This is a genomic window from Priestia sp. P5_B4 (assembly GCF_056400385.1).
Window position 1 is genome coordinate 1 of sequence record NZ_JBFULJ010001082.1, and the last position, 1,143, is coordinate 1,143.

A 1,143-nucleotide genomic window follows, 5' to 3' on the forward strand; every position below is an offset into this window, starting at 1 on the left:
GACCTAAATATTTTCAGTCTATTAAGGAGTTTTTCAAATGAGTAATCACGAAAAAACTAAGAATAAAAAAAATATAATTTTAGGTATTATATATGCTCTAATTGTAATATTTGTATATGCATTTAATTTACCTCTACAGATAGCTTTATCTATACTTACTCTTGTCATAATCTTTGAACTTGTAACTTCAATAAAAGACTCCTTAATAGACTGAAAATATTTAGGTCTTCTGCTCTTTTTAAGTGAAGGTGTTTGTAAATAGAAGCACAATGAAGAAGATAATAGCGAATGACAAACTCATTGTAATATAATTTATGTCTTTGTTAGTGGTCTTTTCTGCATAAATAATTTTGTTGACAAAGGAAAAAGAATACCTCCAATAAATGCTGTAACTAGCGTTTTTAATAACATCAAATACTCCTTTCGAAGAATTGTAGCAAAAATAAAAAGCTCCCCCGGCATTGGCAAGCGAGGTAGCTTTTTATCAGAATTCACAATTATAAAGTACCAAAATATAACCGTATGTAAACAATATCATATTTTTCCTAAAAATACTATTTTGAGAGAGGAKAGAATATGTATAAAAGGTGTTTTGATTCCTGTCTCAAAAACAGGGTGAAGTCCTCTGTCCTGTATCAAGAGTTCTTTTTTATTATGGGTTCTGGAAGAGTATTTATGTAAACTAGCGATGTATATGGTATTCACTTATAAGCAAAAATTATATTTTTATTTTTTTCTATTTTATGAAATAATTGTATGGTTCGTTTAAGACAGAACAATTAAATCTATAAGGAGAGGAAAGCATGAAATTAATAAAAAATATTGTATTTCTTAGTTGTTTCGCATTATTACTTGGAGCTTGTCAGAACGCTGATACAACTTCAAACACTAAAGATAAGGATTTAGATGCTATTCTTAGGGATGTATCTGATAAATATGCCGTTCTAAGTGTTGGTTCAGACTCAAAAGATGTAAAAGTCGAGGTAGAGGATACTGAAGATGTAAACAAGGTAAAAGCAGATATTAAACGTCAATTAAAAGAGAACGGTTTGAACGCCTATAAAGTTAACGTTCGTGAGAGAAATGTTAAACAAGTAGAAAAAGAGAAGCGATGGCTCGATATTGAAAGTGAARCTCTTGCAC

At 29.8% G+C, this 1,143-nt stretch carries 1 protein-coding gene; it reads left to right on the plus strand.

Annotation, left to right across the window (positions count from 1 at the left end; genetic code table 11):
- Nucleotides 1-803: 803 nt before the first annotated feature.
- Nucleotides 804-1,143 (plus strand): YolC/YozM family protein (locus AC1DRF_RS28970; protein ID WP_477742434.1); only part of this gene is annotated, 340 nt, incomplete at its 3' end.